The organism is Streptomyces echinatus (genome assembly GCF_014203595.1).
Taxonomy (GTDB): domain Bacteria; phylum Actinomycetota; class Actinomycetes; order Streptomycetales; family Streptomycetaceae; genus Streptomyces; species Streptomyces echinatus.
Genome location: NZ_JACHJK010000001.1, coordinates 211,745 through 236,084, shown reverse-complemented (window position 1 = coordinate 236,084; position 24,340 = coordinate 211,745). Strand labels below are relative to the sequence as shown.

The window sequence follows — 24,340 nt, the reverse complement described above, 5'->3', positions numbered from 1 at the left end:
GGGCGGCGGCCCCGGCCGGGACCGCGCCCGCCGCCCGGCGCCGGTCAGACGGGCAGGGCGTTGCCCCCGATCACCCGGGTGTACCAGCGGGCGCTGGCCTTGGGGATGCGGCGCTGGGTGGCGTAGTCGACGTAGACGGCGCCGAAGCGCTTCGAATAGCCGTAGGACCACTCGAAGTTGTCCAGCAACGACCACAGGAAGTAGCCGCGCACATCGGCCCCGTCGGCGATGGCGCGGCGGACGGCGTCCAGGTGGGAGTGCAGATAGGCGATCCGCTCGGGGTCGTCGACCCGTCCCTCGGGGGAGACGTAGTCGTCGAAGGCGGCGCCGTTCTCGGTGACCATCAGCGGCAGCCTCGGGTGCGAGGCGGCCAGCCCGGTCAGCAGCGTGTGCAGTCCGCTCGCGTCGATGGCCCAGTTCATCGCGGTCAGCTCGTCGTTGGCGAGGTGGAAGGCGACGCCCTCGCAGCCGGTCCACGGGGAGTGGTCGCTCGCGCCGTGGCCGTCGTTCCTGGTGCCGGCGCCTCCGTCGGCGGCCAGGGAGACCACGGTCGGCGAGTAGTAGTTGACGCCGAGCAGGTCGATGGGCCGGGAGATCTCCGCCAGGTCCCCGTCACGCACCAGCTGTCCCCAGTCGACCAGGTGACGGGTGTCGGACAGCAGGTCCTCGGGGTAGGCGCCGTCCAGCACGGGCCCGGTGAAGATCCGGTTGCCGACCGCGTCGATGCGGCGCGCGGCCTCGGCGTCGCCGGGGCTGTCGGTGAGCGGGCGCACCTGGTGCAGGTTGAGGGTGATGGAGGTCCGCGCCGACGAGGGCAGGGCCTCGCGCAGCGCGCCGACGGCCCGGCCGTGGGCCAGGTTGAGGTGGTGCGCGGCCCGCAGGGTGGCGGCCGGGTCGGTCCGCCCCGGCGCGTGCACGCCGGAACCGTAGCCCAGGAACGCCGAGCACCAGGGTTCGTTGAGGGTGGTCCAGATCCCGACCCGGTCGCCGAGGGCGCGGGCCGCGATGTCGGCGTAGTCGGCGAAGCGGTGGGCGGTGTCGCGGTGCGGCCAGCCGCCCGCGTCCTCCAGCTCCTGCGGCAGGTCCCAGTGGTAGAGGGTGGCGACCGGTGTGATGCCCGCCTCCAGGAGCTCGTCGGTGAGGCGGCGGTAGAAGTCCAGGCCGCGCTCGACGCCGGGGCCGCGGCCGGTGGGCTGGACCCGGGACCAGGAGATGGAGAACCGGTACGCCTTGAGGCCGAGGTCCTTCATCAGGGCCACGTCGTCGCGGTACCGGTGGTAGTGGTCGGCGGCGATGTCGCCGGTGTCGCCGTTGCGGACCTTGCCCGGAGTGCGGCTGAAGGTGTCCCAGATGGAAGGGGTGCGGCCGTCCTCGGCGGCGGCGCCCTCCACCTGGTAGGCGGCGGTGGCCGCACCCCAGACGAATCCGGTCGGGAAGGAGGTGTCCGAGAGCGGCTGGGCCGTGGTCTCGGGTCGTACGGCGGTCATCGTGAAAACGCTCCCAAGGGGGATGTGAGACAGGGACGGCGGTCCGGGAGTTCGGCTGGAGGGAGGGCGCGGTGCACGAGCACGGCGGGGAGGGCCCGGAGGCACCCGGTCCGGAACGGCCCGCTGCGGGGCGGCCCGTGGAGGCGGGCGGTACCGGACCGGGCACGGCAGGGGGCCGGGCGGACGGGCGCCGGTCACGGGGACCGGGACGGCACCGGGGCGGCACCGGGGCGGCCGGCCCGGCGGCGGTGAACCGCCTCAGCCCTTGACCGCGCCCGCCATGATCCCTCCGACGATCTGCTTGCCGAAGACGACGAAGACCAGCAGCAGGGGAAGCGTGCTGATCAGCGCTCCGGCCATGACGATGCTCTGGTCGGGGGTGTAGGAGGCGCTGAGCTGGCCGAGCGCCACCTGGATGGTGGGGTCCTGCTGGTTCAGCGCGAGGAAGGGCCAGAAGAAGTCGTTCCACGCCTGTACGAAGGTGAGCATGCCCAGCACCATCATCGCGGGCCGGGCCACGGGCAGGACCACGTTCCACACGATGCGTATGTTGCTCGCCCCGTCGACCTTGGCCGCCTCGATCAGCTCGTACGGCAGGGCCTCCAGCAGGTACTGGCGCATGAAGAAGACACCGAAGGCGCCGACCAGGGTCGGGAAGACGACCGACTCCAGTTTTCCGCTCCACCCGATGTCCGACATCATCATGAACAGCGGGACGACACTGAGCTGCGGCGGGATCGTCAGCGTGGCGATGACCGCGGTCATCAGCACGCCCCGGCCGCGGAAGCGCATCTTGGCGAAGGCGTATCCGGCGAGGGTGCAGAAGAACAGGGTGGCGGCGGTGATGCAGCCGGCCACGATGACGCTGTTGACGATGGCCTTGCCCAGGTGGGCCTGGTCCCAGGCCGCCTGGAGGTTGCTCCACAGTCTGCCGCCCGGCACGAGCGGCGGCGGGCTGTCCAGGACCCGCTGCTGGTCGTGCGAGGCGGCCACCAGCGTCCAGTACAGCGGGAAGACCGAACCGAGGCCGACGACGACGAGGGCCGCGTAGGTGAACGGGCCGCCCCTGAGCTGCCGGCCGGCTCCCAGCCGGAGACGGGCACGGCCCTTGCGGGGGGTGGCGGGGAGCGGGGCCGGGGCGAGACCCGGCGCGGTCTTGGTGGGACTGGCAGTGGTCATCGAAGTCGCTCCCGTCAGGCCGCGCTCTTGCGCACGAACCGGCCGACGATCCAGTTGATCAGGGCGATGAGCAGCAGCAGGACGAGCATGGCCCAGGCCACGGCCGCCGCCGGACCCAGGTGGCCCAGCTTCCAGCCGTAGTTGAAGAGGTAGATGCTGAGCGTCTCGTACTGGTGCTCGCTGCCGCCGATCGAGCCGAGGGTGCCGCCCTGCAGCAGCAGCGGCTCACCGAACAACTGCATCGAGCCGATGGTCGAGATGACGATGGTGAACAGGATCGTGGGCCGCAGCGAGGGAATGGTCACCTTGCGGAACTGCTGCCAGCGCGTCGCTCCGTCGATGGCGGCGGCTTCGTACAGGTCGGTGGGAACCGCCTGCATGGCCGCCAGGTAGATCAGGGCGTTGTAGCCGGTCCAGCGCCAGATCACGATGACCGAGATGGCGATCTTCGAGGTCCACTCCCCGTTGCCCCAGTCGGTGTTGCCGGCCCCGAAGAAGTGCAGCACCCAGTTGAGGATGCCGCCGTCGGCGCGGAAGACCAGCGCGAAGACCAGGGCGGCCGTGGCCACCGAGGTGGCGTACGGGGTGAGGATGACGGTCCGCCAGAACGTGCTGGCGCGCAGCTTGTAGTTGAGCAGGTGGGCGAGACCGAGCGCCACCAGGAGCTGCGGGACGGTGGAGATGACACCGATGACGAAGGTGTTGAAGACGGCCGTCCAGAACTCGGAGTCCTGGAGGATCCGGGCGAAGTTGTCCCAGCCGACCCACTCGGACCGGTCGAGGCTCGTCATCTCCACCCGGTGCAGGGCGATCCAGCCGGTGTAGAGGAGCGGGTAGAGCCCGAAGGCGCCGAAGATCAGGAAGAAGGGGGCGATGTAGGCGTACGGCGACGCCTTGTCGTCGAAGCGCCACAGCCGGGCGCGCCATGTGCCGCGTCCGTGCGGCGCGGCACCGGTGCCGCCGGGCGGCGGGCTGTAGGCACCCCGGGCGGGGGTTGTCGTTGCCACGGAGGGAGTCCTTCCCTGGAGGTTTCGGCCGGGTGGGGGCGAGGGTCGCGTCCGGGGGGGCCGGGGCCGGTCCGCCGCTCCCCGCGCGGACCGGTGCGGTGGCGAACGGCCCGCGCCCCGGCCTGACGTGCGTGTGGGGCGGGTCCCGGCCGTCGGCTGCCGGGCCCCGCCGGGCGGTCCCGCGGCGGCGCCCTTCCCGGGGCGCCGCTCGGGTCGTCGGACGCTCACCCGCGCGGGCCCGTGCCGCGTACCGGGGGCCCGTCCGCCGCGTACGGCGGCGGGCGGTGCGCCCGCGCGGGCGGGGTGCGGACGGCCGGCGGGCCCCCGCACCCGGGGGCGGCTAGCCGAGCGCCTTGTCGATCGAGTCGGTCGCGGCCTTCCACGCGTCGTCGGGCGAGGTGCCGTGCTGCTCCATGTTGTTGATCTGGGTGGAGACCGTGTCCTTGATCGTGGCGTCCTTCGGGCCGAGCACCGCCTCGGGGATGGACTTGGCCTCCTCGGCGTAGATCTGCCCGATGGGGGCGTCACTGAAGTACGGGAGCTTGGCGTTCTTCACGTCGGCCAGTTCGTAGGCCTTCTTGTTGGACGGGAAGACGCCGATCGCCTTGAACACCGCGGCCTGCTGCTCGGGGGCGGTCAGCCACTTGACCAGCTCCGTGGCCTCCTTGGCGTGCTTGCCGTTCTTGGGCACGGCCAGGAAGGAGCCGCCCCAGTTGGCGGCGGTCGAGCCGGGGGCGCGGGAGATGTCCCACTTGCCCTTGTAGGAGTCACCGGAGTTGGTGGAGATCTGGCCGGCCATCCAGGCGGGGCAGGCCACGGTGGCCACGCTGCCCTTGCGCAGCGCCGCCGTCCAGGCGTCGGTGAACTGGGGCAGGCCCTGGGACAGCTTCTTGTCGGCGGCCTCGGCGGCCAGGTTCCAGCCCTGCTGCACGGACTGGCTGTCCTTGTAGACCGGCTTGCCGTCGGCGTCGTAGTACTGCTGGGCGGAGGAGCTGACGACCGCGTTGTACATGGCGGACGCGGAGTCCATGAAGTAGGTGCCGGAGGGTGCCTTCTTCTTGTACTGCTCACCGAGCTTGAGGTAGTCCTCCCAGCCGCCGGCGACGGCCTTGGCGACGGCCTCCCGGTCGGTGGGCAGGCCCGCCTTCCCGAAGAGGTCCTTGCGGTAGCACAGCGACATGGGGCCGATGTCGGTGCCGGCGCCGATCACCGCGCCGTCCTCGGCGGTGGCCTGCTTCTCCTTCCAGGACACCCAGTCGTTCACGTCGATCACCTTGCCGAGGTCGGTGAACTTGTCCGCCTGGGTGTCGACGACCTCCTTGATGCGCCCGACTTCGATGCCGGTGACGTCGGCGAGACCGCTGCCCGTGTTCAGCTGCTGAAGGAGCTTCGGGTAGTAGTCCTGCTCGTTGGCGGTGGTCTCCTCCTTGACCGTGATGTTCGGGTGCAGCTCGTGGTACTTGGCGAACAGGTCGGCCTCCTTGTAGCCGAACTGCCCGAAGTCGGCCACCGTGAGGGTGATGTTCCCGTTGGCGTCCGCGCTGTCCGAGTCGTCGTCGCTGCTGCAGCCGGTCAGCAGCAGTGCGGAGGCCGTCAGGACCGTCGTGGCCACGGCCGTTGCTCTGCGGCCGTGAGCACCGCCGGTGCGGGTGATGCGCATTCCACTACTCCTTGTTCCAGTGGGGAACGGGACCTCAGGATTCGGACCGCCGCGCACGGTGGTCCGGACCTGCCCTCTCGGTTCGAGCAGCGGCCAGCCAACAGCACACGGTGTACGGCGGAAAGGTGCTGGTCAACGATGTGCCATGCAAGGTGGAGGGGAAGGCCATGGGTGGTTCGATCCCGGTGGGAGAGGGCCCTCGGTCACCCCGTGGGACCGCTCCCACGCGGCATGCCGGAAGACTCGTTGGTGCCGGCCCGGGTGTCAAGACTTGAAGACGGCGTTGTTGCGTAAGCGTGTTCCGCGCGTCACGGGAACGTGTCGCCCCCCGCCGGGCCGCCCGGCCCGCCGTCCGGCTCTCCCGTACAGCGTCGGGGCAGGTCACCGGGCGGGTCAATGCCCGCAACCGGCCAACCACCGCCCGCCACGCGGCGGTTGGGCGAGTCGCTGGGCCAGAATGAGGCACCCGTCCCACGGAACGCCGGAAGGTGAACGATGAGCCCTGCCGAACAGCCGCAGCCGCGCAGCACCGCGGACGTCCGGCGGCCGACCCTGAACGCCGTGGACGTCCGGCGCCCGACGCTGAACGCCGTGGCGGCCCGCGCCGGCGTCGGGCGCGGCACGGTCTCCCGGGTGATCAACGGTTCCCCGAAGGTCAGCGACCGGTCCCGGGCGGCCGTCGAGCGGGCGATCGCGGAACTCGGTTACGTCCCCGACCGCGTGGCCCGCTCCCTGGCCACCCGCCGTACGGACACGGTGGCGCTGGTCGTGCCCGACGCCGAGAACCGGCTGTTCTCCGAGCCGTACTTCTCGGGCATCATCCGGGGCGTGTCCGCCGGACTCACCGGCGCCGGGATGCAGTTGCTGCTGGTCCTCACGGGAGACGCGTGGGAGCGCGACCGCCTCGCCGGCTATCTGGCCGCCCAGCGCGTGGACGGGGTGCTCATGATGGCGGTCCACGGCGACGACACCCTGCCCGACCGGCTGGAGGAACTGGCCGTGCCCACCGTGCTGGCCGGGCGGCGCGGCGACCGGGAGGGGCTCGGCCATGTCCGCGCGGACAACCGGGGCGGCGCCCGGCTCGCCGTCCGGCATCTGCTGGCGGCCGGCCGCCGGTCCGTCGCCACCATCACGGGCCCGCTGGACATGGACGTGGCGAGGGCGCGGCTCGACGGCTACCGGGAGGCGCTGCGGGAGGCCGGGCTCACCGTCGAGGAGGACCTGGTCGCGCAGGGCGACTTCACGGAGGAGGGCGGACGCGCGGCCATGGGTGAACTGCTGCGCCGGCGCCCGGATCTCGACGCCGTCTTCGCCGCCTCGGACGTGATGGCCTCCGGCGCGGTACCAGCGCTGCGCACGGCGGGCCGCCGCGTTCCGGGCGACGTCGCGCTGATCGGCTTCGACGACTCGGTCGTGGCCCGGCACATCGACCCCCCGCTGACCAGCGTCCGCCAGCCGCTGGAGGAGATGGGCCGCGCCATGGCGGCCCTTCTGCTGGAGGAGATCGCCCAGCGCGGCTCCGGGAAGCGCGGGGTGGTGCTGCCGACGGAGCTGGTGGTCCGCGAGTCGGCCTGACGGACGATCGCCCGGCACGCTCGTACGGGCACCTCTCCGCGGTCCACCGCGCCCTCGGCGACGGCGCCGACGTCCGCGGCTGCTTCCTGTGGTCCCTGCTGGACAACTTCGAGTGGGCGTACGGCTACGGCAAGCGGTTCGGCGCGGTGCACGTGGACTACACGACGCTGGAGCGAACGCCGAAGTCGAGCGCGCGGTGGTACGGGGAGACGGCCCGGACGGGGGTGCCGGCGCCGGTGCCGGCCGCTCAGGGCCTTCGGGACGTGCGTCCCGGCCGGGACGCGGGGGTCCGGCCGGGAGCGGCTGTGGTGCGGAGGTCAGTTGAAGGTGCCGAACGCCTTCGAGAACGCGGACTTGGCCTGGGTGATCGAGCTGCACGTGGCGTCGGCGGTGGGCTTGGGGCCGCCCTCGCACTGCTTGTCGCGGGTCGCGGACCACATGGAGAGCCAGCCGAGGCCCTTGGACTTGGCGAAGTCCACCAGCTGGGTGGCGTCGTCGACCTTGAAGACCTCGGAGGAGACGTCGTTGACACCGATCATCGGGGTGACCGCGACCGTCTTCCAGGCAGCGGGGTCGGACAGCCCCAGTACGCTCTTGACCTGGGCCTGGGTGGCCGTCGCGGCCTGCTCGGCGTAGGTGCCCATGTCGCCGCTGTACGCGGGGCCGTAGTCCATGGCCATGATGTTGACGGTGCCGATCCGCACGCCGTTGGACTTGGCGTCGGCGAGGAGGTTCACGCCGTCCTGGGTGAGGCCCTCGGGCATCACCGGGAGGGTGAAGGAGACGTCCAGACCCGGGTGCCGGGCCTGGAGCTTGGCGATGGCCTGGGCGCGGCGGGTGTTGGCGGCCGTGTTCGGCAGCGCGCCGCCCTCGACGTCGAAGTCGACCTTGGTCAGCTTGAACGCGTCGACCGCCTTGCCGTAGGCCGCCGCCAGCGCGTCCGCGGAGGAGCACGTGGTGGCCAGCTCCGAGCCGGAGGCACCGCCGAAGGAGACCCGGACGTCACCGCCCTTGGCGCGCAGGGCGCCGATCTGCGCGGCCACGGCGTCGCCGGTCAGGTCCGTGACACCGCCCCACTTGGGGGTGCAGCCGCCGCCGTCGGTGACGAAGGCGAGGTTGTAGTTCTTCACACCGGTGGCGTCGGCCGAGCCGACGAGGTCGAAGGCGGGGTAGAGGGAGGTGTCGACGTAGGGGGCGAAGCCGGCGGAGGCGGTGGTACCGCTGCCGGGGCCGCCCGTGGAGGTCGGGGTCGGGGTGGCGCTCTGGGTGGGGGTGGCGGTCGGCTTGGTGGGGGTCGGAGCCGGGGACTGGGGCTCGGTGGGCCGGCCGCTCGGCTCGGGGGTGGCGCCGCTGTCCGCGGAACACCGGGTGTCGTCGATCCGGCAGCCCGTCGGGTCGCCGCTGCCGCTCACCACGAAGCCGACGGTCACCGACTTTCCGGGGGCGAGGCCCGTGGTGTCCCACGTGGCCGGCTTCACGGTGACGTGCCGGCCGCTGACGCTCGACTCGCCGTTCCAGAGGGAGCTGAGCCGGGCCCCCGCCGGGAGGTCGAACTCCAGCGTCCAGGTCTTCTCGGCCTGGCCGCTGTTGTTGGTGACGACGTACTGGGCGGTGTAGCCGGTCGACCAGTCGCTGGTCCTGGTGTACGCGGCGTTCACGCCGGCCGCGTTGGCGGTGCCGGTGAGCAGGACCGCGCCGCCGCCGATCACGGCCGCGGCCACCAGGCCGCCTATCGCCTTGTTCCTGCCACTGATCCTGCGCCGGTGCGTGCTCATGCGCGTGCCTGCCTTCACTGCTTCACGGGGGTCACAGGGGGTGTCGACCCTGTGGGGTGCGGCAGCACGCTAGCGAGCCGGATTCGGACAAATGGCCTGTTCTAGGCGGGGGTTGAATACCTTATGGTGCGCTTAAGGAAGCGATCGGGATCGGTTAAAGGTCGAGACCAGTCGGCGCGGCCGACGCCGTCGCATCGCCCCCCGGTGGCCCCGGCCCACCGGTTTCCGTCCGTCGAGCTGGAACCAGATCCGCACCTCGGTGCCGCCCAGCACCGAGGCGCCGATGCGGACGTCGCCGCCGGTGGACTCGGCGAGCCGGCGGACGATGTCGAGGCCGAGGCCGGTCGAGCCGGTGGTGCCGGAGCCCCGGCCGCGGGCCATCGCCGCGTCCGGGTCGGGTATGCCCGGGCCCGCGTCGGAGACGAGCACGATCACCGCGTCCTCGCCGTTGTGGACGTCGACCGCGAAGGCGGTGCCCTCGGCGGTGTGCCGGAAGACGTTCCCGAGCAGGGCGTCGAGCGCGGCGGCCAGGTCCGCGCGGGCCACGGGCAGCCGCACCGGCCGGCCGACGCCGGCCAGCCGCCACTTGCGGCCCTCGTCCTCGGCCAGCGCGGACCAGAACTCCATGCGCTCCCGGACCACTTCGGCCGCGTCGCAGCCGGCGCCGGGCCCGGCCGCGGCCGTCTGCGGCTTGGCCTCCCGGGCCGTCCGGATGATGGTGTCGACCTCGCGCTCCAGCTGGGCGACGGCGGCCCGGGTCTGCTCGGCGGCCGGTCCGGCACCGAGGGAGGCCGTGTTCAGCCGCAGGACGGTGAGCGGGGTGCGCAGCCGGTGCGAGAGGTCGGCCGCCAGCTCGCGTTCGTTGGCGAGGAGCTGGACGACCTGGTCGGCCATGGAGTTGAACGCGACCGCGGCCAGCCGGAGTTCGGTCGGGCCGTCCTCCGGCACCCGGGCGCCCAGTTTGCCCTCGCCCAGTTCGTGCGCGCCCTCGACCAGCCGCCGGGCCGGGCGCACCATGCGCACGCCGAGCCGGTCGGCGACCGCGACCGAGCCGACGATCAGCGCGAGACCGACGGCCGCGAGCACCGCCCAGGCCGTGCCCACGCCGTTGGTCATCTCGGACTCGGGCACGTACACCTCGACCACCGCGATGGCGCCGGAGCCGAGCGCGACCGGCTGGAGCAGGGCGGAGCCGCCGGGGACGGTGCTGGTGGAGGCGCGGCCGAGTCTTCGGACGGCCTGGATGTCGCGGGCGGCGGCGCGCTGCCGGCCGAGGTCCAGCGCGGCCCGGCCGGTGTCGGCCGGCAGGTGGACGGCCATCCCCGAGTCGGCGCCGGCCGAGGCCACCACCCGCTCCAGCTCGTCTCGGTCGGTGGTGATGGACAGCGCGGGCGCGACCGCGGCGGCCTCCCGCTCGGCGCCCGCGAAGGCGCGGTCGCGGGCCATCTCCTTGACGACCAGGCCGAGCGGCACGGCGAAGGCGACCACGACCATCGTGGTGACCGCCAGGCAGACCTTGACGAGCGCCCATCTCATCGCGGGTCACCGTCCACGGGCGGTTCGAGCTTCACACCGACGCCCCGGAGCGTGTGCAGATAGCGCGGCCGGGCGGCCGTCTCCCCCAGCTTGCGGCGCAGCCAGGACAGATGGACGTCGATGGTCTGGTCGTCGCCGTAGGACTGCTGCCAGACCTCGGCGAGGAGTTCCTTGCGCGGGACGACGACGCCCGGCCGGCCGGCCAGGAAGGCGAGCAGGTCGAACTCGCGGCGGGTGAGGTCGAGCCGGACGCCGTCCAGCTCGGCCTGGCGGCGCAGCGGGTCGACGGCCAGGCCGCCGACCCGGAGCACGGCCGAGGGCGTGGCCTCGGCACCGGCCGACCGGGCCCGGCGCAGCACGGCCGCGATACGGGCGGAGAGGTGGTCGACGGAGAACGGCTTGGTGAGGTAGTCGTCCGCCCCGGCGTTGAGGAGCCGGACGATCTCCGTCTCGTCGTCCCGGGCGGTGGCGATGATGACCGGCACGTCGGTGATGCCGCGGAGCATCTTCAGCGCCTCGGAGCCGTCCAGGTCGGGCAGTCCGAGGTCCAGGATGACCACGTCGAAACGGAAGTGGGCGACCTCGCGCAGCGCCTCCAGTGCCGCCCCGACGCTGCGCACGGTGTGTGCGGCGTCGGTCAGATGCCGGATGAGCGCCGAGCGTACGAACTGGTCGTCCTCGACCACGAGCACACTTGCCATGCGCCGCACCGTACGCCATGCGGACGACGCCGGGCGGGCGCCTGTGGACAACTCGGGGCATGTGCGCACCGCGGTCCCGCTGGGGCAGTATGGCCCGCGATGCGCAGAGGACTCGTACACGTACTGGCGTGGCTGCTCGCCACCGGAGCGGCGGCCACGCTGTCGTGGTGGGGCGTGCACACGGTGATGGCGGGGACGGCGTACGACCCGCCGCGCGCCCTGCCGGTCACGGCTGCCGACCCGGCGGCCCGGGACGTGCGGTCCGCGTCCCGGGCGCCCTCGCCGTCCGCCACCCCGTCACCGCAGCGGCCGGCCTCGCCGACGCCGACGCCCGCCCGCACCCCGGCCCGTCCGCGGACCCCGTCCCCCACCGCCTCGGCCACCGGCTCCGGCCGGGTCAGGGCCTACGACACCGACGGCGGCCGGGCGGTGTTCGACCTCGGTCCGGCCGACGCCACGCTCGTCTCGGCGACGCCGGGAACCGGCTGGTCGATGCAGGTGTGGAAGACGGAGAGCTGGATCCGGGTGGAGTTCGCCCGCGGCGCGGACCGGGTGTCGGTGTTCTGCACCTGGCACGACGGGCCGCCACGGGTGGAGGTCGGAACCTACTGAGCCGAAGGGCCGCCCCGGCCGACCGGTCGGCCGGGGCGGCCCTCATCGTGGTGCTACGACGGCACGCGCGCCGGGGTCACTGGGCGCAGACGACGTAGACGGTGCCGCTGGCGGCGGCGCCGTTGGACCGCTGCCGGATTTCGCCCTTCCAGCCGACCGGCTGGCCGCCGCTCTGGACGGGCTCGGTGCGCGCGACGTACATGCTGTCCTGCAGGTCGACGCCTACGCCGCCGCCGGTGGCGACGTAGCCGCCCGGACAGTAGATCGTGCTGGCGCCGGTGGTGAAGTACTGGGACCTGACGATGGGGTTGGAGACCGCGGCGCCGGCCGAGGTCGAGGTGAACGTGTTGAACGCGACCAGGGCGAGAAGGACCGCGGCGACCGCGCCCAGGGCGTAGGCGGTCCGTCGGACAGCAGCGCTCATGACCGTTTCCTTTCGGTTCCATCCGAAGTGACGGACCACCAGATCAGCAGCAATCGCGAAGTGACACGCGGAAGCGTCCCGAAATGGCGGGAGTTGTATCAAGAAAGACCGTATGTGGCCGACCGGGAACCCCTCGGCAGTCGGTCCGGCCCGGGCCGCGGGATCCTAGCGGAATACCGAGGGCGGCGGTGCCGGGGAGGCCACCGCGGCATCGTCCGTCACGGGCGCCGCGCCACCGGTGAAGTCGGTGAGCGGCTTGCCGTGTTCGACCCGGCCGGGGTGCGGGTCGGAGGCCGCCCGGCGGGTGAGTTCGGCGAGCGGCAGCGGCAGGTCGGAGGCGACCAGGATCGCGTTGCCGAAGCGCTTGCCGCGCAGCACGGCCGCGTCGGCGATCAGCGCGAGTTCGCCGAACCGGGCGGCGGCGGTGGCGATCTGGCCACGCAGGTGGGCGAGCGGCGGGCCGTCGGCGAGGTTGGCCGCGTAGACCCCGGACGGCTTCAGGGCCCGGCGGACCTCGTCCAGGAACTCGGTGGAGGTGAGGTGGGCCGGGGTGCGGGCGCCGCTGAAGACGTCGGCGACGACCAGGTCCGCCCAGCCGTCCGGCACCTTGGCCAGGCCCGCGCGGGCGTCCACCGCGCGCACCCGGATCCGCGCGCCCGGGTCCAGCGGCAGCTCGCGGCGGACCAGTTGGACCAGGCTCGCGTCCCGTTCCACGACCTGCTGGGTGGAGCGGGGCCGGGTCGCGGCGACGTACCGGGCGAGGGTGAACGCGCCGCCGCCGAGGTGCACGGCGTGCACGGGCTTGCCGGGCGGGGCGACGAGGTCGATGACGTGCCCGAGGCGGCGCTGGTACTCGAAGGAGAGGTACGCCGGGTCGTCCAGGTCGACGTGCGACTGCGGGGCCCCGTCGATCAGCAGCGTCCAGGCCCGGCCGCGGTCCGGGTCGGGAACGAGCTGCGCGAGCCCGCCGTCGACCGGCTCCTCGACGGCCGCGACGGCGGCCGACCTGCGCCCTGTCTTCCCGGACGTGCTCCTGGACCTGCCCATCCGCCCATTTTCGCAGCTGTCGCGGGGGCGCGCGTCACCGGCAGCTGTCGGCCGCCTCGATCATCCGGGCCGCCTCCCCCAGGGCCCGGCGCAGCACCACCGGGTCGGTGGCGAGGTCGGCCTCGCCGGGCGGCAGCAGCCAGTCGGAGCCCTCCACCGGCGCCGCGGGATTCAGCCGCAGCCCGCGCCCGTCCGTCTTGGTGCAGGTGCTGCCGGGGACGTCCCAGCCGGCGGCCGTACCGGCCGGAACCAGGAAGCCGAGGGTGTCGCAGCCGTCGTCGTGCAGGACGGGTCCCACCGCGTCCGCGGCGCCGCGCCGCAGGATGTCGACCGCCTCCAGCCCCTGCCGGGCCGGCACCGTCACGAGGTCGCATGCCGGGTCACCCGCCGCGGACGCGGACGACGACGGCGACGTGCAAGGTTCGTCGCTCTGGCTGGTCTCCATGCCGGCCTCCACCACGCAGCCCTGTTGCGGTCCATGGGATCCAACGCGCGAGCCTGTCAACGGCTACGGCACAAGTGCGCCGCAAAGGATGGCACTTCATGGCAGATCTTGGATGAGATATCCGGTTTGTAGCCAAACACCGCGTGGCGGGTCCGTCACAGCAGGTACGTTCATGCCCGCTGGAACCAGGGCGTCACAGGGCGACTCGTCCCGAAATCGTCTTGGCCCCGGCATGGTTCGACGGTTCGCACGAGAGGACCCGGCCATGGCGTCGTCAACCGTGACCTCGTCCCAGCCCGAACGGCCACCCCGGCCGAATCCGGCCTTCCGGCAGCTGCGCGGTCGGCGCTCACCGGCCGAGTTCGCGGCGCTGGTGCGGCGGGCGGCGCGTGAGATCGGTGAGCGGGTGAGCTGTGACGCCCGTTACATCGGCAGGGTGGAGGCGGGCGAGATCCGCTGCCCCAACTACGCGTACGAACGGGTGTTCCTGCATATGTTCCCCGGTCGCACGCTCACCGACCTCGGCTTCGCGCCCCGCTCGTCCGTCCGCGGACGCGCGGCGCGCACGGCCGGGGAGACGTCGGAGGCGTCCGCCCCCGACGGGGTGGCCGGTGAGCCACGCGGGGCCCTCGAGCCGTATGACCCGCAGGACCCGCAAGAACCTCCCCCACGTTCTCGGCTTCGCTCGAACAGGGGGGACCCCCATGAGAAAGACCCCCTGAACCACGAGGAGAGCGACGTGCTGCGTCGCGCATTCATGACCGGCGGAGGCGCCACGGTGGCCGCCGCCACGCTGGCCCCGCTGGGGCTCACCACCGGCGCCGCGGCGGCGCAACGGCCGCTGCGGCGCGTCGGGACCCCCGAGGCCACGGCGCTGGAGGAGGCGGTCCGCCGCATCCGGCTGCTCGACGACCGGCACGGCGCGGACGGCCTGTACCGGCGGGCGGCTGCTCCGCTGCGCGCGGCCTACGCGCTGCTCGACGCCGGCGCGACCCGGCAGACCACCGCCGACCGGCTGCATTCGGGCGCCGGTGAACTCGCCATCTCCGTCGGCTGGCTGGCCCATGACTCCGGCCGCTTCGACGACGCGCGCTCGCACTACGCGGAGGCGCTGGCCACCGCCCGGATGACGGGAGACCCGGGGCTGGAGGCGCACGCCTTCTGCAACACCGCGTTCCTCGCCCGGGACGCGGGCCGGCCCCGGGAGGCGGTCCGGGCCGCGCAGGCCGCGCAGCGCGCCGCCCAGCCGCTCGGCTCCGACCGGCTGATGTCCCTGCTGGCGCTGCGCGAGGCGGGCGGCTGGGCGGGGCTCGCCGACCGCACCGGCTGCGAGCAGGCACTGGTCCGCGCGCAGACCTACTTCGCCCGGGGCCGCTCGGACGCCGACCCCGAGTGGATGAGCTTCTACGGCGAGGCCGAGCTGGAGGGGCTGGAGGCGCAGTGCTGGTCCACGCTGGGCGACTGGCGGCGGGCGTCCCGGCACGCTCGGCGGGCGGCCCGGCTGCAGGATCCGCACTTCACGCGCAACATCGCGCTCTACACGGCCGAGCTGGCCGACGATCTCGCCCGTGAGGGGCGTCCCGACGAGGCGGCGGAGGCGGGGCTGCGGGTGCTGTGCCTGCTGGACCAGGTCCAGTCCTCGCGCATCCAGGGCATGCTGGCGGGGACGGCACGGGTGCTGTTGCCGCATCGGCGGGCGTCGGGGGTCTCGGAGTTCCTGGACCGGCACGCGTCCACGCCGCGAGTGGGGAAGGCCTAGTTCCGGGACCGGGGTGGGGTGCCCTGTGGTCGCCGGTCCCCGGGCCGTGCTGGGCCAGGGCTGGTTCCGGGCGCGGGGTGGGGCCGTCTGTGGTCGCCGGTCCCCGGGTTGGTGGTGGCTTGTCGCGCAGTTCCCCGCGCCCCTTCGGGGGCGCGGGGCCGACGGCTGCTGGGGGCGGTCAGGTTGCGAGGTGGCCTGTGTCGTTCCAGCTTTCGAGGGCCGGTTCGCCGTAGGCCCAGCCGAGGACGGACAGCGAGGTCGGATTCAGGCGTATGCGGGCTCCGAAGTCCAGGGGCAGGCCCAGCCACCGGGCGCCGACGGACCGCAGGATGTGGCCGTGGGCGAAGACCAGGACGTCACGGTCGGCCGAGCGGGCCCAGGACACCACCTCGTCCGCGCGCGCGGTGACGTCGGCCACGGTCTCGCCCCCGGGAACCCCGTCCCGCCAGATCAGCCAGCCCGGCCGGACCGCCTGGATCTCGGCCGGCGTCATCCCCTCGTACGCGCCGTAGTCCCACTCCATCAGCGTGTCCCAGCGCTCGGCACGCTCACCGAACCCGGCGAGCTCGCATGTCTCACGCGCGCGTGAGAGCGGGCTGGTGCGCACCTCCACGCCGTCCAGCCCGTCCAGCGGGGGACGGTGCAGCCGTTCACCGAGCAGCTTGGCCCCGCGCCGGCCCTCCTCCAGCAGCGGTACGTCGGTCCTACCGGTGTGCTTGCCGGACAGTGACCATGCCGTCTGTCCGTGCCGGGCCAGCAGGATGCGCGGTGCCATGGGAGACCTCTCCGGGAGCGTGACGCCAGGTGGACATCACGGAAACGACAACTGGATTCGGTTCCTCCATCATCGCGCACGCCACTCACAGGCAACCCGGCGGGCGATCCCGGCGTCTTCGAGAGCTGAGCCCGCGCCGGGGATGACGGAGCACCCCGCATGGGCGTCGTAGGGACACCGTAAAGTGGCACGGTCGCCCGCCGGGGCGCACCGCACAGCAGAAGGGGGAGGGCGATCGGATTGCCGCAGACCGAGACACCGGGCACCGAGGTGGCCCCCCGATCCCGGCTGCGCTGGTGGACCGAGCTGCCGCTGATCCTGCTGGTCTACGGCTGCTACTCGGCCGGCCGGCTCCTCGCGCGCGGTGACGTCGCCGGCGCCGTCGACCACGGCCTGACGATCCTGCGCGTCGAGAAGGCACTGCACCTCAACGCCGAGCACCCGCTGAACCGGCTGTTCACCCGGGAGACCTGGCTCGGGGTGCCGGCCGACTTCTGGTACGCCTCGCTGCACTACCTGGTCACGCCCGTCATCCTGGTGTGGCTGTTCCGCGTGCACGCCCGGCACTACCGCGCGGCGCGCACCTGGCTGATGGCGTCCACGTTCATCGGCCTGATCGGCTTCACGCTGCTGCCGACCTGCCCGCCCCGCCTGCTCTCGGCGGACCACGGCTTCGTGGACACGATGGCCCAGTACAGCTCGTACGGCTGGTGGGGCGGCGAGGCCAGCGCCCCGCGCGGCATGGGCGGCATGACCAACCAGTACGCGGCCATGCCGAGTCTGCACGTGGGCTGGGCGCTGTGGTGCGGTGTGATGCTGTGGCGGTACGGCGGCACCCGCCTGACGAAGGTCCTCGGCGTCCTCTACCCGCTGGTGACCGCGCTCGTGGTCATGGGCACCGCCAACCACTACTTCCTGGACGCGGTCGCGGGCGTCGCCGTGATGGGCGTCGGTCTCCTGCTGGCACCGCGTGTGATGCGGGCCGCGAACCTGCTCCGGGTCCGGCTGTCGCGCCGCACCGCACCGGTCACGCCGACCGCGGGTTCCCCGATTGTCAGTGCCGGATGCCAGACTTCCGCGGGTGAGCGAATTCCACGGCAGCGCGAGTCGCAGCTCGACCCCGCGGCCGGACCGGACGCCTCCCCCACCGACGCGGGAGAAGAGGCTCCGGCACCGGCTCGCTGAGCTGCGCGGTCCCGACGTGCCGGCCAAGTCCCTGGACGCGCGCGCTCTCGCGGCGCTCGCGGCCAACCCGGGGTGTGCCCGGCGGGCGATCCTGGACGGCGCCGGGGTGGACAAGGCCCGGCTGGCCGGCGCGCTGGGCGCGCCCTCCGGTTTCGGACAGTCCCAGTTCGCGCTGACCCGGGGCAACGCGTTCGAGGCACGGGTGAAGGCGGACGGCGGCGCGGAGCTGCTGCGGCTGGCGCACGCCCGGCTCGACCCGGGCGCGGAACCGCCGGCCGGCGCGGCCGTGCCCGACCTGACCGCACACGGCCCCGAGGGGCGCACGGCCCGTACGGCACTGGCGCTGCGGGAGGCCACCGGGGCCGGCGGCTGGACGCTGCTGGACCATCCGATGCTCGCGCTGGACGTGGCGGGTTCGCTCGCCTTCCTGGAGCCGGACGCGGTGGTGGTGCACCCCGACGGCGGCTGGTCGGTGGTGGAGATCAAGTCCTTCCCGATGGTGGACGGCTCCGCGGACCCGGCGAAGGTGGGCGCGGCGGCCCGGCAGGCGGCGGTGTACGTGCTGGCGCTGGAGGAGGTCGCCTCCCGTCTCGATCCCGTCCCGCGGGTCCACCACCGGGTGCTGCTGGTGTGCCCCAGGGACTTCTCCAACCTGCCCACGGGCTCCGCCGTGGACGTCCGCAAGCAGCGCGCGGTCACCGCGCGCCAGCTGGCCCGGCTCACCCGCGTCGAGGAGATCGCCGGTGCGCTGCCCGAGGGCACCTGCTTCGCTCCCGACCGCTCTGCCGAGGAGCTGACGGCGTCCGTGGAGGCGGTGCCCGCGACCTACGCGCCGGAGTGCCTGTCGGCCTGCGAACTGGCCTTCCACTGCCGGGACAGCGCCCGCGCGGCCGGCGCGGTCACCCGCCTCGGCCGGCCCCTGCGGGCCGAACTGGGCGGCCTGGCCACGGTCGAGGAGGTCCTCGCGGCGGCCCACGGCGAGAGGGGCGACCCGGACGACCCGGCGGTCGCCGCGCTGCGCCGGGCGGCCGCCCTGCGCGCGGAAGCCCTGCGGTCGGCCGAGGAGGCCGCGGCCCTGCGCGCGGAGGCCCTGCGCGCGGCCGGCCGGGCGCCGTCCGCGCACGCGGAGGCCGCCCGGGCGGCGGCCGGGGAGGTGTCCGCGTGTCCCTGATCACCACCCTCGCCCGGCTGGAGGCCGTCGGCAGCGGCCGGGCACAGCCCGCCGCGACCGTGCGGCACCGGCACCTGTCCGACCGCCCGCTGGTGTTCGTGCCGCTGACCACCGCCGGTGAGACCGGCGCCCCGCTCGGCGCGCTGGTCGGCACCGACCGGGACGCGCCCCGGCTGCTGGTCGTACCGCAGCCCCGGGACCGCGACCTGCGCTTCACGTTCCTCGCCGACCTGGCCGACGTCGTCCTGCCGTACATCGACGCGTACGCCGGGTCCGTGGAGGCGGCCGAGCGCACCGAGACCGACCCGGAGACCGGCAAGCGGGTCAAGGTGGAGGCCGAGCTGTGCGCGGACGCGCCCCAGCTGATCGTGCCGAGCCGCGCGGGCCTGGACCTCGTACGGCTGCTGGGCCGTTCGATGCGGTTCCGGCGCACCGCCGAGCAGGACCCGGACGCGCCCTATCCGGCGCCGCCCCGGGTGCCGCTGCTCGGCCGCTGGCTCACCCACTACGGCGAGCGGTCCCGGGTCCCCGGCTCCTCGCTGCTGCTCGCCCTGACCGACGTGCTGTCCCGGCACTGGGCGACCGGCCAGTCCGGTCTGGAGGACCAGCACCTGGGCGCGCTGCTCGCCTGGATCGCCCCGCCGGACGGCCTGACCGGCGCCGAGGCCGCCCGCCGGGCCGAGCTGGAGCGGGACCCGGACGGGCAGTTGCGGTGCCCGCCGGCCGGTCCCGCGACCGACCCGGCGTTCGACAACAAGCTGCTGGCCCCGGCGATCGAGCGCTATGACCGCGCGCGTACGGCCCTGGCCGCCGCCGAGGACCCGCTGGAGGCCGACGACCGGCTGGCCGCGCTCACCGCGGCCGAGCGGGACGTCCGTGACCTCGTCGCGAGCCGTACCCGGCCCACCTGGGACGCGGTGTGGCGGGGCCTGGACCTGCTGCGGGCGCTGCCGGCGGGCGCGCATGTGGAGGGGCGCTGGACCCGGGACCGCTGGTCGTTCACCGGGCACCGGGACCGGGTGCTGGCCGGCGAGCCCCCGCAGCCGCGCCGGGACGACGCGGTGACGGCGGCGAACAAGCTGGCCACGCGCGAGCGGGAGCAGGCCCGTCTGGAGGCGCAGGAGGCGCTGGACGATCCGCTGGAGATGGCCGGGCGGCGGCTGGCCGGGGAGGCGTTCGCGGGCGAGGTGACCGACGTCGTGATGGCGTACAGCGAGGGCAGGCGGCCGAGCCCGCGCCCGCTGGTGACGGTCCGCACGGACGACCGGCCGCATCTGGCGGAGCGCGCCAAGGTGTACCGCTCGCTGGAGGGCAGGCCCCAGTCGGCGGAGTACGCCGGGTGCGAGGGCGACGGCGTGCTGGTGCTGCGGATCCTGGACAAGATGGGCCGCGGCAAGGAGCCCGAGCCCGGGTCCGTGCCGGAGAAGGGCGACCGGGTCTGCTTCACCCTCTTCGAGCACGAGCAGCGCGGCGGGGCGAAGCTGCCCGAGCCGGAGGAGACCCCGTGGACGCACGGCGGCCCGCCGGGTGAGCCCGCGCCGGAGGCACCGGACACCGTGACCGAGGAGGACGTGCTGTGACGACCGTCGACTTCGATCCCGCAGCGGCGGCCGGCCGCGCCACCGACGCGATCCTCCACGACACGCTGCACGGCACCGAGCGGGGTGTCGTGGTGGACTCGCCGCCGGGCGCCGGCAAGTCGACCCTGGTGGTCCGCGCGGCCCTGGAACTGGCCGAGGCCGGGCGCCCGCTGATGGTGGTGGCCCAGACGAACGCCCAGGTCGACGACCTGGTCCTGCGCCTGGCGGAGAAGAACCCGGAGCTGCCGGTCGGCCGCCTGCACAGCAGCGACACCGACGCGTACGACAAGGCGCTGGACGATCTGCCGCAGGTGCGTACGTCGGCGAAGGCGGCCGAGCTGGGCGGGCTGCCGGTCGTCCTGTCCACCGCCGCGAAGTGGGCGCACGTGAAGGTGGACGAGCCCTGGCGGCACGCGATCGTCGACGAGGCGTACCAGATGCGCTCGGACTCGCTGCTGGCCGTCGCGGGCCTGTTCGAGCGGGCGCTGTTCGTGGGCGACCCCGGGCAGCTGGACCCGTTCGCGATCGTGGGCAGCGAGCAGTGGGCGGGCCTGTCGTACGATCCCTCGGCCTCCGCGGTGACCACCCTCCTGGCGCACAACGCGGACCTCCCCCAGCACCGCCTGCCGGTCTCCTGGCGTCTGCCGGCGTCCGCGGCCCCGCTGGTCTCGGACGCCTTCTACCCGTACACCCCGTTCCGCAGCGGCACGGACCACGGCGACCGCCGCCTGGCCTTCGCCGTCCCGTCCGACGGCTCCGGTCCGGACCGGGTGATCGACGAGGCCGCGGAGTCCGGCTGGGGCCTGCTGGAGCTGCCCGCCCGGCACACCCCGCGCACGGACCCCGAGGCGGTCCGGGCGGTGGCCACGGTGGTCCGCCGCCTCCTGGACCGGGGCGGCGCGGCGACCTCGGAGCGCTCCCCCGCGCCCACGCCCCTGACCGCCGACCGCGTCGCCGTCGGCACGGCCCACCGCGACCAGGCGGCGGCGGTCCGCGCGGCCCTGGCCGAGCTGGGCGTGCGGGGCGTCACGGTCGACACCGCGAACCGTCTCCAGGGCCGTGAGTACGACGTCACGGTCGTCCTGCACCCGCTCTCCGGCCGCCCCGACGCCACCGCCTTCCACCTGGAGACCGGCCGCCTGTGCGTCCTGGCCTCCCGCCACCGCCACGCGTGCATCGTGGTCTGCCGCGCCGGCGTGACGGGCCTCCTGGACGACTACCCGTCCACGGAGCCGGTCCAGCTGGGCACGCTGGTGAAGTTCCCGGACGGCTGGGAGGCGAACCACGCGGTCCTGGCCCACCTGTCGGAACACCGGGTGCCCTGGCGCCCCTGACCCCGGCCCGGCCCCCTGCCGGTGAGCACGCGCCCCGGCGGGCGGCCGCGGAATAAGCGGGGACAGCCTCCTGTTAGCACCGCGAGGACAGTTCACGCTCGCGATCAGGAGGCGACACCGTGTCGGCAGACGAGGCAGACGAGATCCGGGGCACGACGCAGGGGACCGCACCCGTCCCCCTCTCCGTACTGGACCTGGTGACCGTCGGCGTGGGCAGTACCGCCACCGACGCCCTGCGCACCAGCGTCGCGCTCGCCCGGCTGACGGAGTCCCGCGGTTTCCACCGGTACTGGGTCGCCGAGCACCACTCCATGCCCGGCGTGGCCTCCTCCTCGCCCGCCGTGATCCTGGCGCACCTCGCCGCCCACACCGACCGCATCCGGCTCGGCTCGGGCGGCGTCATGCTGCCCAACCACGCCCCGCTGGTGATCGCCGAGCAGTTCGGCACGCTGGAGGCGCTGGCCCCGGGGCGGGTCGACCTGGGCCTCGGACGGGCGCCGGGCACGGACGGGGCCACGGCCGCCGCGCTGCGCCGTACCGAGACCCTCGCCGAGGGCGCCGACGACTTCCCGCAGCAGCTCGCCGAGCTGACCCGGTTCCTGGACGACGACTTCCCGGACGGGCACCCGTACGGCCGGATCCACGCGATCCCGGGGCCGGTGCAGGGCAGCGCCCCGGGCGGCGTCCAGTCCGCGCACCGTCCGCCGGTCTGGCTCCTCGGCTCCTCCGGGTTCAGCGCCCGGCTGGCCGGCGCGCTCGGTCTGCCGTTCGCCTTCGCTCACCACTTCTCCGCGCAGAACACCATCCCGGCCCTGGACCTGTACCGGCAGACCTTCCGCCCCTCCGCGGTCCTCGACGAGCCGTACGCGCTCATCGGCGTGTCCGCGCTCGCCACGGACGACGAGCGGGAGGCCCGCCGGCAGACCCGGGCGGTGGCGCTGAACATGCTCCGGCTGCGCACCGGCCGGCCGGGCCTGTTCCCCGACCCGGAGGAGGCCGAGCGGCACGAGTTCAGCCCGATGGAGGAGGAGTTCCTCACCTCCTGGACGTCGAACATCGTGCACGGCACGGCCGACGAGGTCCGCTCCGGCCTCGACGACCTCCACAAGCGCACCGGCGCCGACGAACTGATGCTCGTCTCCCACGCCCACCGTGGCGAACTGCGCCTGCGCTCCTACGAGCTGATCGCGGACGCCTACGGGTTGCCGACCGCGTAGGCCCCCGTCCCCAGCAGCTCGGAGATACGATCCGGCGGCACCGGGCGTGAGTACAGCCAGCCCTGCCCGGTGTCGCAGCCGATGCGGCGCAGCCGGGTCGCCTGGGCCGAGGTCTCCACGCACTCCGCGGTGACCGTCAGGCCGAGCCGGTGGGCGAGCTGGATCATCGCCTCCACGATGACCTCGTCGGCGGGGTTCGGCACGGCCCCTTTGGCGGCCTCCTCGTACTGGAAGCCGCGGACGAAGGAGCCGTCCAGCTTCAGCGCGGAGACCGGCAGGCGGCTGAGGTAGGCGAGGTTCGAGTAGCCGGTGCCGAAGTCGTCGATGGCGATGCGCACACCCATGTCGCTGAGGGCCTGCAGGGCCTGGAGCGGGCGGCCCGCCGAGCCCATCACCGCGGACTCGGTCAGCTCCAGCTGGAGCAGGTGCGGGGCGAGCCCGGTCTCGGCGAGGGTCTCCGCGACGTCGGCCACCAGGTCCGAGTCCCACACCTGCCGCACGGCCACGTTCACGCTGACGAAGATGGGCGGTTCACCGGGCCGGTCCAGCTGCCAGCGGCGGGCCTGCCGGCAGGCGGTGGCGAGCGCCCAGCGGCCGAGCTGCACGATCGAGCCGTCCTCCTCGGCCAGTCCGATGAACCGATTCGGCGTCAGCGTGCCGAATTGCGGGTGGTGCCAGCGGATCAGGGCCTCGACGCCGTTGAGGCGGCCGTCCTCCATGGCCACCAGCGGCTGGTACTCGAGGGCGAACTCGCCGCGTTCGATGGCGGGCCGGAGGGTGGAGGACAGCGCCTGACGGGTCATGCGGTGGGCGTTGCGCTCCGGGTCGAACAGCGTCCAGCGCCCCTTGCCGTCGGCCTTCGCCCAGTACAGCGTGGTGTCCGCCGCCTGCATCAGACCGGTCGCGGTCGTGCCCGCCGCGTGCCGCTCGACGACACCGATGGACGCGGTCAGCGACAGCCGCTGCCCGGCCAGGTCGAAGGGGTCCTCCAGCGCCTTCAGCGCGGACTGGGCGAGGTCGGCGAGCTGTTCGGTGCCGGTGGAGTCCTCCACCAGCAGGGCGAACTCGTCACCGCCGAGCCGGGCCACCAGGGGGGTGACGGCGCGGGCGTACCCGGTCTGGTCGGCGACCCGGGTCAGGCGTTCGGCCACGGCCGCGAGGAGCCGGTCGCCGAAGCGGTGGCCGAGGGTGTCGTTGACGGCCTTGAAGCCGTCGAGGTCCAGATAGCACAGGCCGACCCGGCCGGTACCGCCCTGCTCGTCCGCCCCCGCCTCCAGCGCGGCCGTGAGCCGCTCGAAGAACAGCGTGCGGTTGGGCAGCCGGGTCACCGGGTCGTGCATCTGCAAGTGCCTCAGCTGTGCCTGGAGTTCGCGGCGGGCGCTGATGTCGGCGACCGACATCAGGACGCCGGGTTCCCCTTCGGCCAGTGGGGTGACGGTGACCTGCACCCACACCACGTGCCCCTCGGGGTGTTTGATCCTGCGGGTGCAGCGCAGGCGGGCCTGCCGGCCGCGCAGCACCTCGTGGTAGGCGTGCCGGCTGCGGGCGTCCGAGGCCAGGTCCACCAGGTCGGCGGCGACCCGCCCGGTGAGCGTGGCCGGATCGGTGCCGAGCAGTTCACCGAGGGCGGTGTTCGCGGTGTCGACGAAGCCCTCGGGGGACACGACCGCCATGGCGAGCGGGGCGGCCGCGAAGACACGGTAGTAGGTGGTGTGGTGACTGTCTGTGACGGCTGACCGGTCGAGGTCTGCCGCGGGCGTCGGCCCTTCGGACGTTCCGCTCACCGCTCGCTCCCGCAGTGCACTCGATCTCTGTCCGTGCCGGAAAGTGTGCCGATCATAGAGGCTGGCCCCGGGCCCTTCCAGCCACTC

Annotated in this window: 20 protein-coding genes and 1 pseudogene; 9 read left to right on the top strand and 12 right to left on the bottom strand. The window is 73.7% G+C overall.

Annotated elements, in window-relative coordinates:
- Positions 1-44: 44 nt before the first annotated feature.
- The 4 genes from FHS34_RS01050 to FHS34_RS01035 form a co-directional block, all read right to left on the bottom strand.
- On the bottom strand, positions 45-1,487 hold the full coding sequence (locus FHS34_RS01050) for a GH1 family beta-glucosidase (RefSeq protein ID WP_184958592.1): 1,443 nt from the start codon (positions 1,485-1,487) through the stop codon (positions 45-47).
- Between the two features lie 258 nt (positions 1,488-1,745).
- Positions 1,746-2,666: a carbohydrate ABC transporter permease gene (locus tag FHS34_RS01045; RefSeq protein ID WP_184958590.1), complete on the bottom strand. Its 921-nt coding sequence runs from the start codon at positions 2,664-2,666 to the stop codon at positions 1,746-1,748.
- A 14-nt stretch (positions 2,667-2,680) separates the two neighbouring features.
- On the bottom strand, positions 2,681-3,673 hold the full coding sequence (locus tag FHS34_RS01040) for a carbohydrate ABC transporter permease (protein ID WP_184958588.1): 993 nt from the start codon (positions 3,671-3,673) through the stop codon (positions 2,681-2,683).
- Positions 3,674-4,013: 340 nt separating this feature from the next.
- On the bottom strand, positions 4,014-5,333 hold the full coding sequence (locus FHS34_RS01035) for an ABC transporter substrate-binding protein (RefSeq protein ID WP_184958586.1): 1,320 nt from the start codon (positions 5,331-5,333) through the stop codon (positions 4,014-4,016).
- A gap of 495 nt (positions 5,334-5,828) precedes the next feature.
- Here FHS34_RS01035 and FHS34_RS01030 point away from each other — a divergent pair, with 495 nt between their 5' ends.
- Both FHS34_RS01030 and FHS34_RS01025 read left to right on the top strand, forming a co-directional pair.
- Positions 5,829-6,908 (top strand): LacI family DNA-binding transcriptional regulator, encoded by a 1,080-nt coding sequence (locus FHS34_RS01030; RefSeq protein ID WP_184958582.1) that lies wholly within the window; start codon positions 5,829-5,831, stop codon positions 6,906-6,908.
- 14 nt (positions 6,909-6,922) lie between these two features.
- Positions 6,923-7,135 (top strand): annotated as a pseudogene (locus FHS34_RS01025) (family 1 glycosylhydrolase); the annotation flags it as partial.
- A 90-nt stretch (positions 7,136-7,225) separates the two neighbouring features.
- Here the strand turns inward: FHS34_RS01025 and FHS34_RS01020 are convergent.
- The 3 genes from FHS34_RS01020 to FHS34_RS01010 form a co-directional block, all read right to left on the bottom strand.
- Positions 7,226-8,683, bottom strand: coding sequence for a glycoside hydrolase family 18 protein (locus FHS34_RS01020; protein ID WP_184958580.1), 1,458 nt, complete (start codon positions 8,681-8,683; stop codon positions 7,226-7,228).
- Positions 8,684-8,815: 132 nt separating this feature from the next.
- The gene (locus FHS34_RS01015) at positions 8,816-10,219 is read right to left on the bottom strand and encodes a sensor histidine kinase (RefSeq protein ID WP_184958572.1); all 1,404 of its coding nucleotides are present in this window, start codon (positions 10,217-10,219) and stop codon (positions 8,816-8,818) included.
- On the bottom strand, positions 10,216-10,920 hold the full coding sequence (locus FHS34_RS01010) for a response regulator transcription factor (RefSeq protein WP_184958569.1): 705 nt from the start codon (positions 10,918-10,920) through the stop codon (positions 10,216-10,218). The genes FHS34_RS01015 and FHS34_RS01010 overlap by 4 nt, the downstream gene beginning before the upstream one ends.
- A 99-nt stretch (positions 10,921-11,019) precedes the next feature.
- On the opposite strand from FHS34_RS01010, the gene FHS34_RS01005 reads away from it, so the two are divergent.
- A complete protein-coding gene (locus tag FHS34_RS01005; RefSeq protein WP_184958510.1) occupies positions 11,020-11,532 on the top strand; it encodes a hypothetical protein in 513 nt (170 codons plus the stop codon).
- Positions 11,533-11,608: 76 nt separating this feature from the next.
- Here the strand turns inward: FHS34_RS01005 and FHS34_RS01000 are convergent, their stop codons facing one another.
- The 3 genes from FHS34_RS01000 to FHS34_RS00990 form a co-directional block, all read right to left on the bottom strand.
- Positions 11,609-11,956, bottom strand: a complete 348-nt coding sequence (locus FHS34_RS01000) for a hypothetical protein (protein ID WP_184958508.1) — start codon at positions 11,954-11,956, stop codon at positions 11,609-11,611.
- Between the two features lie 165 nt (positions 11,957-12,121).
- A complete protein-coding gene (locus FHS34_RS00995; RefSeq protein WP_184958506.1) occupies positions 12,122-13,003 on the bottom strand; it encodes a spermidine synthase in 882 nt (293 codons plus the stop codon).
- Between the two features lie 34 nt (positions 13,004-13,037).
- On the bottom strand, positions 13,038-13,448 hold the full coding sequence (locus FHS34_RS00990) for a hypothetical protein (RefSeq protein ID WP_184958504.1): 411 nt from the start codon (positions 13,446-13,448) through the stop codon (positions 13,038-13,040).
- 265 nt (positions 13,449-13,713) lie between these two features.
- Here FHS34_RS00990 and FHS34_RS00985 point away from each other — a divergent pair, with 265 nt between their 5' ends.
- Positions 13,714-15,207 (top strand): NsdA family TPR-like regulatory protein, encoded by a 1,494-nt coding sequence (locus tag FHS34_RS00985; protein ID WP_184958502.1) that lies wholly within the window; start codon positions 13,714-13,716, stop codon positions 15,205-15,207.
- A 178-nt stretch (positions 15,208-15,385) separates the two neighbouring features.
- Here the strand turns inward: FHS34_RS00985 and FHS34_RS00980 are convergent, their stop codons facing one another.
- On the bottom strand, positions 15,386-15,982 hold the full coding sequence (locus tag FHS34_RS00980; RefSeq protein WP_184958500.1) for a histidine phosphatase family protein: 597 nt from the start codon (positions 15,980-15,982) through the stop codon (positions 15,386-15,388).
- A 240-nt stretch (positions 15,983-16,222) separates the two neighbouring features.
- Here FHS34_RS00980 and FHS34_RS00975 point away from each other — a divergent pair, with 240 nt between their 5' ends.
- The 5 genes from FHS34_RS00975 (at position 16,223) to FHS34_RS00955 (ending at position 22,469) form a co-directional block, all read left to right on the top strand.
- Positions 16,223-17,167 carry a phosphatase PAP2 family protein gene (locus FHS34_RS00975; RefSeq protein ID WP_184958498.1) on the top strand — a complete coding sequence of 315 codons (945 nt, stop codon included), beginning with the start codon at positions 16,223-16,225 and terminating at the stop codon, positions 17,165-17,167.
- Complete coding sequence (locus FHS34_RS00970; protein WP_372478610.1) at positions 17,064-18,338, top strand: hypothetical protein; 1,275 nt, start codon at positions 17,064-17,066, stop codon at positions 18,336-18,338. The genes FHS34_RS00975 and FHS34_RS00970 overlap by 104 nt, the downstream gene beginning before the upstream one ends.
- Complete coding sequence (locus FHS34_RS00965) at positions 18,329-19,918, top strand: amino acid adenylation domain-containing protein (RefSeq protein WP_184958496.1); 1,590 nt, start codon at positions 18,329-18,331, stop codon at positions 19,916-19,918. The genes FHS34_RS00970 and FHS34_RS00965 overlap by 10 nt, the downstream gene beginning before the upstream one ends.
- A complete protein-coding gene (locus tag FHS34_RS00960; protein ID WP_184958494.1) occupies positions 19,915-21,252 on the top strand; it encodes an AAA domain-containing protein in 1,338 nt (445 codons plus the stop codon). The genes FHS34_RS00965 and FHS34_RS00960 overlap by 4 nt, the downstream gene beginning before the upstream one ends.
- A gap of 119 nt (positions 21,253-21,371) precedes the next feature.
- Positions 21,372-22,469, top strand: coding sequence for an LLM class flavin-dependent oxidoreductase (locus FHS34_RS00955; RefSeq protein WP_184958492.1), 1,098 nt, complete (start codon positions 21,372-21,374; stop codon positions 22,467-22,469).
- Here FHS34_RS00955 and FHS34_RS00950 read toward each other — a convergent pair.
- Positions 22,448-24,253, bottom strand: coding sequence for a putative bifunctional diguanylate cyclase/phosphodiesterase (locus FHS34_RS00950; RefSeq protein ID WP_184958490.1), 1,806 nt, complete (start codon positions 24,251-24,253; stop codon positions 22,448-22,450). The two genes, FHS34_RS00955 and FHS34_RS00950, sit on opposite strands and share 22 nt — an antisense overlap.
- Positions 24,254-24,340 lie beyond the last annotated feature (87 nt).

What these genes read in the sequence shown, in the direction of transcription:
- FHS34_RS00985 (WP_184958502.1), top strand. Translation starts at nt 13,714, where the DNA reads ATGGCGTCGTCAACCGTGACCTCGTCCCAGCCCGAACGGCCACCCCGG.
- FHS34_RS01030 (WP_184958582.1), top strand. Translation starts at nt 5,829, where the DNA reads ATGAGCCCTGCCGAACAGCCGCAGCCGCGCAGCACCGCGGACGTCCGG.
- FHS34_RS01045 (WP_184958590.1), bottom strand. Translation starts at nt 2,666, where the DNA reads ATGACCACTGCCAGTCCCACCAAGACCGCGCCGGGTCTCGCCCCGGCC.
- FHS34_RS01020 (WP_184958580.1), bottom strand. Translation starts at nt 8,683, where the DNA reads ATGAGCACGCACCGGCGCAGGATCAGTGGCAGGAACAAGGCGATAGGC.
- FHS34_RS01050 (WP_184958592.1), bottom strand. Translation starts at nt 1,487, where the DNA reads ATGACCGCCGTACGACCCGAGACCACGGCCCAGCCGCTCTCGGACACC.
- FHS34_RS01005 (WP_184958510.1), top strand. Translation starts at nt 11,020, where the DNA reads ATGCGCAGAGGACTCGTACACGTACTGGCGTGGCTGCTCGCCACCGGA.
- FHS34_RS01010 (WP_184958569.1), bottom strand. Translation starts at nt 10,920, where the DNA reads ATGGCAAGTGTGCTCGTGGTCGAGGACGACCAGTTCGTACGCTCGGCG.
- FHS34_RS00995 (WP_184958506.1), bottom strand. Translation starts at nt 13,003, where the DNA reads ATGGGCAGGTCCAGGAGCACGTCCGGGAAGACAGGGCGCAGGTCGGCC.
- FHS34_RS01035 (WP_184958586.1), bottom strand. Translation starts at nt 5,333, where the DNA reads ATGCGCATCACCCGCACCGGCGGTGCTCACGGCCGCAGAGCAACGGCC.
- FHS34_RS00980 (WP_184958500.1), bottom strand. Translation starts at nt 15,982, where the DNA reads ATGGCACCGCGCATCCTGCTGGCCCGGCACGGACAGACGGCATGGTCA.
- FHS34_RS01000 (WP_184958508.1), bottom strand. Translation starts at nt 11,956, where the DNA reads ATGAGCGCTGCTGTCCGACGGACCGCCTACGCCCTGGGCGCGGTCGCC.
- FHS34_RS01015 (WP_184958572.1), bottom strand. Translation starts at nt 10,219, where the DNA reads ATGAGATGGGCGCTCGTCAAGGTCTGCCTGGCGGTCACCACGATGGTC.
- FHS34_RS00990 (WP_184958504.1), bottom strand. Translation starts at nt 13,448, where the DNA reads ATGGAGACCAGCCAGAGCGACGAACCTTGCACGTCGCCGTCGTCGTCC.